Below are 7939 nucleotides of genomic sequence, written 5' to 3'. Positions count from 1 at the left end.
AGCAAGATGTGACGGCTTACATGAAATATTATAACTTGGAGCGGCTGCATTCTGCTAATGACGATCTGTCACCTGTAGAGTTTGAAAATTCTCAAGTAAAAGTGTCCAGTTTGGGTTGACCAGTACACTTTTATAAGTGCTCTCATTTCATTATCCAAACATCAAACCGCAAAAATCGTAAATAGATTAGCATTTTTTATTTTTCATGTTGACGCGTGCAACTAAGAAGTCTAATCTTAGCTTATCAATTAAAATACTAACCACAATACGATTTGTACTTAAAGGAGTTAATATGCTATCGAAACATTGTGAAACCATGTTTTCTGGAGCACCAGCTTCGTTCTTCAATAAGGACGTATCAAATGCTGAGCAAACCTTTAAAGCGTTACGAGGCACAGATTTACTAGAAGATGGCTACATCGCAGCAGAAAATTTAGATGATATTGAAGCTAAGGAAGGGAAATATATCAGTAAGTTTTTATTGCAAGAAGGCGATGTGGTGCTCCTTGCTCGTGGTCAATCCATGCGCAGTTGCATTGTGACCAAAGACGTCGCAGAACAGCATCTAATTGCAACTGCGAACTTTATTGTTTTGCGGTTGAAATCAGGACAACACGGTGAATTTTTGGTGGCGTATTTAAACTCACCAATCGGTAAACAAGTGCTGGCAGGTTTGTCATCTTCAACCAGCCTCATTAAAAGTATCGCTCTGAGTGGGCTTAAAAAATTGAACATTTCATTTCCATCGCTAGAAAAACAAAAGCAGATTGCAGACTTATTCCATGCCAATGTTGCAGCTCAAAGAGCAACGCAAAAATTAATGGATGAGCAAAATAAAACAGTAGAAGTCAAAATTCTGAACTGGTTACAAGAGGTTTAAAATGTCAATGGAATACAAAAAAACATTATGGAAAATGCTAGATTCGTGCCGAGGTGCAGTAGATACAAATCAGGCACTAGACATTGTAGCGACCATTGCCACCTGTGCGGTATTAGAGCCTGCTCGTTTCAACAAAATTAAAGAGATGGGAGCAACATCCATACGCTCAGAATTGCATAAAATCATTGATTCGCAAGCTGATAAATCATTGTTTGATAATGCTGTTGAGTTATCTCTGTTACAGGATAAACAGCTCGCCGAGTTGGTTTATCAGCTGGCTTCTATCTCTGAACTATCGCTTATCAGTCCTATTCTTCGTGAAGTATTGGTCGATAGTGCGGGGAAATTTGGTGGCGAATTTGGCAGTTCCAGATATATCGAAACTTTGCTCCCTGAACTAATTGGTGAAGCAAAGGATAAGTCATTACTAGATGCAACTTGTGGACTAGCCAGAATGACATCGTTAGTGAATGCGAAAGCGTTCTACTTTCAGGAAATGAATTTATCAACGGCAAGTTTGACATTGCGTCTACTTACTATCGAAGGTAAACAGGTCAACCTTTCTATTGGCAATAGTCTGTTAGAGCTGAAACAAGATCTGCAAGAGTTTGATCTGGTCGTAATGGAACCACCTATCGGTTTACGACTGGATACGCAATTACGCAAAGACGTACAAAATCGTCCATATATTTGTATCCACAATAAAGCCATTCCAACCTCGGCTGGCGATGCTCTATGGATTCAATTTGCCTTGTACCACCTTAATAAAACAGGGAAAGCCTATCTGGTTTTACCTCAGGGGCCTCTATTCCGTGGGGGGTACGATGCAGAAATACGCGATTATCTGCTGGATAACGAACTGGTGGATAAAGTTATTGCTTTGCCAGCAGGTACTTTACCTCACACGGGTATTCCACCCGTAGTTTTAATTTTGGATAAAGCGAAAGAAAAAGGGTCACCGATCCGCTTTGTCGATTTAACCAATATTGGTACGACAGAACGGGCATCAGTAACGTTAAACACGCAAGATTTGCAACGTGCAGTGTCACTCATTATAGACACTAAAGAGACTGACATTGCTCGTAATGTAACTGTTCGCGAGATTCGACAAAATTCAGGTAATAACTTGAATGTCTCCCGTTACATTCAAGTTGAGGAAGAAATTGTTCTTCCATCGATAGATGAACAAATGGCAGCACTTAATGCCGCAAAGCACCATTTTGAAAAGACTCAAAAGGAGTTATTCACACTACTAAACCAGTAAAATAAGGGGGTTACCATGTTAAAAGTATTTATTGAAGTATCGTTACCAACACCAACTCAGACATTTGAAACGCTAGATACGAACACACACTATCGGATAAAAAATGCCAAGCATGAGTTAGTGTATTTACCCGTTCCATCAAGAATAAAAGAAACGTTTCATCACCAGTTTGAACACGTCGGTGATAGGAGAGTACAAGCTTATAGAAAACAAGCGCTAAGTGGTCTTGTTAGTGAAGCGTACTGCTGCGCCAAAAATGAAAAACCATTGGCAGCTACTGAACAGATTTATTTACAATACAACGATACTGAAATGGTCTTTGACGTAACGCCAAAAACAAAGAGCTTGTTTTTTAACTACTTTGAGAATGTGAATCAAACAAAACATGCCAGACAGCGCTGGTACGTACTTTGCGCCCTAGTCTATTACGCTTGGTTAGCAGCTAAACTGGCGTAACATAAAAAACCTGATAATAAGCAACTTAACTCATACTCAGGCAAGATTGAATTAACAAAATAGTGATACGGGGTGTTGGTTACAAAACACCCTAGAGAGAACACAATGACAACAGAATTATGAACAGCCTCCTGAAAAATGGCTTTGGAGCAAAAAGCTTTTAGCCAGATGAACAGTTCAATGGTCATTAAAGTTGGCATTGTTGCAACTGTGACCGTTGACTGCGGACATGGTTGCTCTTTCATATTCGTATGATCGCGGCATCTCCACTTCTGTGTGCTATTTAAAGATGGAGGGCTTTATATTTCTCTCTTTATTTATTCGGTGTAATTTCTGTATTTCCTTTTCAATAAAAAGTATTACTTTTATGCCGTTTAATACCTAGGTAAAAATTTTTATCGTATTATCCCATCACTATTTCTTTATCTATCTAGTTGGTTCGCGAGAGCGAGATTCCCACACAGAAAAGGATTTTTTATGGGACATAAGACGTTATTGAGTGTTGTACTTTTGACCGCAACCTGCGGTGTCGCGACTTTTGCGGTGAATGCTGAATCGCTGTTTACTCCCTTCCCAGACTCCAAATCTCCTAAAGAAAAGCGCATCCACTTTACGCCCTTTGAACTTATCACCGCAGTGAATGGTGACAAGTTCACTCTGTTGCCTGTATCAGGCAAATTGACTCGACAAAGCGTTGAGTTGCCAGAGAGTTATAGTCCTGAGCATGTTATCAATAACTATTTGGCACAGCTAAAAAAGCTGAATGCTGAAGTGTTATTTGGTTGTCAGGCCGCCAGCTGCGGTGATGGGCAAGCTATGCAAAGACAACTAAAGCCGCTTAAAAGTGTGAATGCCGACTATCACAGTGCTTACGTGGCGGCAAAACTGAAAGGTACTCGCGGTGAGGTTTACGCCAGTATCTATGTCGTCAACCGTGAGGACAGATATACCTACCTGCAGGTCGATATCCTCGACGCTATTCCTGAGCCGCTGGATTTGATCCAAGCCAATAGTGACTTTTTACAGCAGGCGCCGAAAGAGGTTGAGATTAAAGATAGGCGTAGTGACGATGCTCAAGGAGCGGCAGACCATCCTTTGTTGGGGCGCATGCCCGGCAGTTATATTGCACGTTACAAACAAACTAACTTTACCCAAGTGCCTGTATTAGTGGGGATCTCGGGCGCAAATTATCAAACCAAATCGCTGGACGCCAAGCTCACCCAAATAAGTTATCAGATGCCTGAAAGCTATTCGTTGTTTGAAATCAACAGTAATTATGCCGCCGCAGCACAAAAACTGCAGGCTGAGCGGGTATTCCATTGTAAAGGCACGGCCTGCGGCGACGATGATAGCCTGATTAATGCCATTAAATTAATCAAAGACGATAAAGAGGACGAATGGCAGGAGTATCAGCTCTTTAAGCTGAGTCACGCAAAGGGCGATGTTTACTTCGATATCTATTCCCAAGGATATTTCGATGGCACGCCTGCCGATACTACCCTCAGGGTAATGGAACTCTCTACTCTAAAGGATGATCGAGTGGCGATTGACCTCAATGCTTTGACCGATGCGATTAGCCAAACTGGCAAGGCGACGTTGGAGGGATTGCTGTTTGATTATGACAGTGAGCGCATGTTGCCTGAGTCCAAACCTGTACTCGACGTACTCGCAAGCTATCTTAAGCAGAATCCGGCACTGAGTTTCTATGTGGTCGGACATACCGATGACAAGGGTGAGCGGAGTTACAATCAAAGCCTGTCGGAGCGGCGCGCCGCAGCTGTGATTAAGCAGTTGAGTGACGAGTTTCAAATTCCGTCGGCCCAATTAACCGCCCACGGTAACGGTGAATACAGCCCAATCGCCAGCAATACTAATGACGCCGGACAAAAACTGAATCGCAGAGTGGAATTAGTGCTTCGTTCGGATAAAAAGTAGCTCATATTAATAAGCTTGAAAGGGGAGCTTCGTTTTATAGAAACGCCTGAGCCATCTCAGACGTTTCTATCTTCATTGGAGCTCATTGGCAGATATTGTTCGCGCAGGCATTTGTCTCAAATTGAGGCTAGCTGCTTGAGGGCATTCGCGATTTGTCTTCCATTAAATTGTGACTGCTGCTTTAAGCACTGCAACTTCCTGTGGGGTGAGTGGCCGCATCGCTCCTTCGGCTAAGGATTCTAGCGTTAATGTCATTAATGCGACGCGCTGTAAGTCAATTACCTTATAGCCTAAGGCGCTGGCCATACGCCGAATTTGGCGATTTAGTCCCTGAGTCAGCACGATTTCAAAGCTGTCCGAACTGAGGCGGCGGACTTGGCAGGGCAGGGTTTGCAAGTCTTTATAACGCACTCCATTGGCCATTTGCTCAGTAAAATCATCAGTGAATGGCCGGTTGAGGTGCACATGGTAGGTTTTGCTGTGGGCAAAACTGGGGTGCATCAGTTTATGGGTTAGCTCACCATCATTAGTTAACAGCAGTAGGCCGCGGGAATCCTTATCGAGCCTGCCGACGGGATAGAGTCTTGGCGCTTTGGGAAGTAGGTGTACAAGACTCGTTTCATCCTGCTCAAGCAGGCGGCAATCTGTGCCCACGGCTTTGTTAAATACCCAGTAGGCGAGGGGTTCGGTTTGAGTGATAGGTGCGCCATCAAGCTCAATACGGTCGAGGCAGTTTAATAATTCGTCCAAACGGATGGGATCTGTGTGGCGGGCGATATGGCCATTGAGTGTGATGCGCCCGGCCTCAATTAAACGGCAGGCTTCACGGCGTGAGCCTATGCCACACTGGGCGAGGTATTTTGCTAAGCGCATGGATTACCCTAAAGTATTTGGCGTTCTTGGGCGCGATGATACAGTATTTTTGATAGGCGCCGCATGGCAAAGGCTAGGCTTAAACACCAAATGATACTCAAGTTAGTTTGCAGCCACATATTGGCTGAAACAGAACAAAAGTGTGTTTGGGGCACACAGGGAGGAAAATCCAATATTGTCCAATCTAATTGCAGAGTTAAACTCACGGCACTACAAAAGCTTATCAGACTTAAATAGAACAGTGGCTTTGGGCAAATAAACCGAGGCACTATTCCCGCTATAATCACAAGGCTGTGTAAGATGAGGGTGCTTAATAGATAACTCGTTGAAACTATTCTGTGTATGCTCAAAAAATTAATGGGGAATATTCCCATCAAAATCACAGAGATTCCTACCCACGCACCTGTTAGTGCTATCCATTGGCTTAACGTATCTAGTTTTAGTAAGTAGAGTCCAGCCATTGAAATAAGTATGCAAAGCCCTGCGGCTAATAAGCTTAAATTAAACACATAAGCGAGGGGGGAGTTGATATAGTTACCTAAAAAATCAGCGCGTATTTGTAAAACTTGAACTCCAACGTTTTGATATTCAGCATAAATAGCAATTAAAACTCCAGAAGTACTAATAAAGGCTGCGCCTACAATCAACCATGTAATAAGACGATGTAGATCGTATTGACTTGGTTCTTGGTGATAAAGAGGATTCATGGAGACTAAAACATACTGATGGGAAATGACCACACTGAATGCGGTAACTTGCCTGAATTGTTTAATGAAGGCAAGCGAGTTTATGCTTTGTTGCCAAAAGAGAGCTTTAAAATGACAAGGAACGCCTAGTGCGTTCCTGATCATAAAGGTTAGATTTTACTCGTACGACTCAAACACATTGTTTAGTGTCGTTTGCGGAAAATCACAATCGCAACGGCCACGACGGCTAAAATCATACAGTACCAAGCGTGTGATACCGCTGCCAATGGGGTGATGCTAAAGGTCGAGGCGATCAGTAGGGCTTGTGCGCCATACGGGATCAAGCCTTGGATAATACAGGCGAAAATATCGAGGACGCTGGCGGCACGTTTTGGGCTCACACCATGTTTCTCGGCTAAGTCTTTGGCAATATCACCGGTCACCACGATAGAAACCGTGTTGTTGGCCACACAAGTGTTAGTCACTGCGACTATGCCAGCCATACCCAGTTCTGCGGCGCGGCATGAGGCTTCACCTTGTGCCTTTGAAAAACGCGTGATCAGCTTTTCAATCTGTTTGCTCACAAAGGCGAGACCACCTTGTTGCTGCATAAGTGCCGCTAAACCACCGACCAGCATAGACAGAATGAAAATCTCCTGCATATTGCTAAAGCCAGCATAAATATCTTTACCGAATTGGATCACGCCGTAATCCATAGTAAATAGACCCGTAGCGCCCGCTAATAAGATACCTAAGGTCAAGACCACGAATACGTTCAGACCCGCCACCGCTAAGATCAAAATAGTCAGATAAGGAATGACCTTAATGAGATCTATGTTCTGCGACGCTAATTCCGCTTGGCCTTGGCCTGCAAATACAAAGGCAATCAAGGTTAGCAGTGATGCGGGAATAGCGAAAATCAGGTTTTCACGAAATTTATCTTTCATATCACAGCCTTGAGTGCGGGTGGCTGCAATCGTGGTATCGGAAATAATCGATAAGTTGTCACCGAATAGGGCGCCAGACATGACAGCTCCCGCCATCAGGGCATAGTCGATTTGTGCTTGGTCGGCCACGCCGAGGGCGATGGGTGCGACAGCAGCTATGGTGCCCATTGAGGTTCCCATGGCTGTTGCGATAAAGGCCGCAATCACGAAGAAACCGGGTAACAACAAGTTTGATGGGATCAGTGATAAACCCAGAGCAACAGTGGCATCGACACCGCCTGTGGCTTTAGCGACCGCTGCGAAGGCGCCTGCTAATAAATAAATCAAACACATAGCAATAATGTTGCTGTGACCAATACCGCCAATGAAGGTATCAATCGATTGATTTAATTTCTGTTTTGATAAAATCAACGCCAGAATAATCGCAGGTAAAATGGCGATAACGCTCGGTAATTGATAGAAGGCGAAGTCGACACCTTGGCTTTGGAAATACACACCCGCGCCAATGAAAAGACCAAGGAAAACAAATAATGGCAACAGGGCAATGAAAGATGCCGGGCTGTGCTGTGCTGCTGGTGTTGGATTGCTCAAATGTTATCTCTCTTTCGCTTAGAGTTCTTTCCGCAGGTTCCTTAGCAGTCAAACTCGCTTAAATTTAGTGTCGCTTCGGCATCGTATCCTAGCAACTTGAGGCAAAGCATATTTGATCCCCGCCAACCTGTCAATTTAGACGTCTAGATGTTTTTACTTCCGTTGTGATCGCTAGGTTATTAATTGGTTGTATAAGATGAGGGTTAGTCTATTTTCTGATTTATAATCAATGCGTTACTTCTTTATTATCTGGTTAAATTAACGGTTTTTTATCTGATTTAGAGTCGATTGCAACTGCATGAAATAG

General features: G+C 43.5%; 8 protein-coding genes. 5 read left to right on the top strand and 3 right to left on the bottom strand.

From position 1 onward, the window contains the following. From K5Q99_RS20755 to K5Q99_RS20735, 5 genes are all read left to right on the top strand, one after another. Positions 1–119 (top strand): IS3 family transposase (locus tag K5Q99_RS20755; RefSeq protein WP_220775748.1); only part of this gene is annotated, 119 nt, incomplete at its 5' end. A gap of 173 nt (positions 120–292) precedes the next feature. Beyond that, positions 293–880 (top strand): restriction endonuclease subunit S, encoded by a 588-nt coding sequence (locus K5Q99_RS20750; protein ID WP_220778005.1) that lies wholly within the window; start codon positions 293–295, stop codon positions 878–880. A gap of 7 nt (positions 881–887) precedes the next feature. After that, complete coding sequence (locus tag K5Q99_RS20745) at positions 888–2144, top strand: N-6 DNA methylase (RefSeq protein WP_220778004.1); 1257 nt, start codon at positions 888–890, stop codon at positions 2142–2144. 15 nt (positions 2145–2159) lie between these two features. Continuing rightward, positions 2160–2600 carry a hypothetical protein gene (locus tag K5Q99_RS20740; protein ID WP_220778003.1) on the top strand — a complete coding sequence of 147 codons (441 nt, stop codon included), beginning with the start codon at positions 2160–2162 and terminating at the stop codon, positions 2598–2600. 477 nt (positions 2601–3077) lie between these two features. Continuing rightward, a complete protein-coding gene (locus tag K5Q99_RS20735; RefSeq protein ID WP_220778002.1) occupies positions 3078–4535 on the top strand; it encodes an OmpA family protein in 1458 nt (485 codons plus the stop codon). 162 nt (positions 4536–4697) lie between these two features. Here K5Q99_RS20735 and K5Q99_RS20730 read toward each other — a convergent pair whose 3' ends face one another. The 3 genes from K5Q99_RS20730 to K5Q99_RS20720 form a co-directional block, all read right to left on the bottom strand. Further along, positions 4698–5408 carry a 23S rRNA pseudouridine(2604) synthase RluF gene (locus K5Q99_RS20730; protein WP_220778001.1) on the bottom strand — a complete coding sequence of 237 codons (711 nt, stop codon included), beginning with the start codon at positions 5406–5408 and terminating at the stop codon, positions 4698–4700. An 8-nt stretch (positions 5409–5416) separates the two neighbouring features. Then, positions 5417–6115 carry a hypothetical protein gene (locus K5Q99_RS20725; protein ID WP_220778000.1) on the bottom strand — a complete coding sequence of 233 codons (699 nt, stop codon included), beginning with the start codon at positions 6113–6115 and terminating at the stop codon, positions 5417–5419. 182 nt (positions 6116–6297) lie between these two features. Beyond that, the gene (locus K5Q99_RS20720) at positions 6298–7632 is read right to left on the bottom strand and encodes a Na+/H+ antiporter NhaC family protein (protein WP_220590986.1); all 1335 of its coding nucleotides are present in this window, start codon (positions 7630–7632) and stop codon (positions 6298–6300) included. Positions 7633–7939: the final 307 nt, after the last annotated feature.

This window comes from Shewanella hafniensis (assembly GCF_019655335.1).
Classification (GTDB): Bacteria; Pseudomonadota; Gammaproteobacteria; order Enterobacterales; family Shewanellaceae; genus Shewanella; species Shewanella hafniensis.
This window is presented reverse-complemented; position numbering and strand designations above follow the sequence as displayed.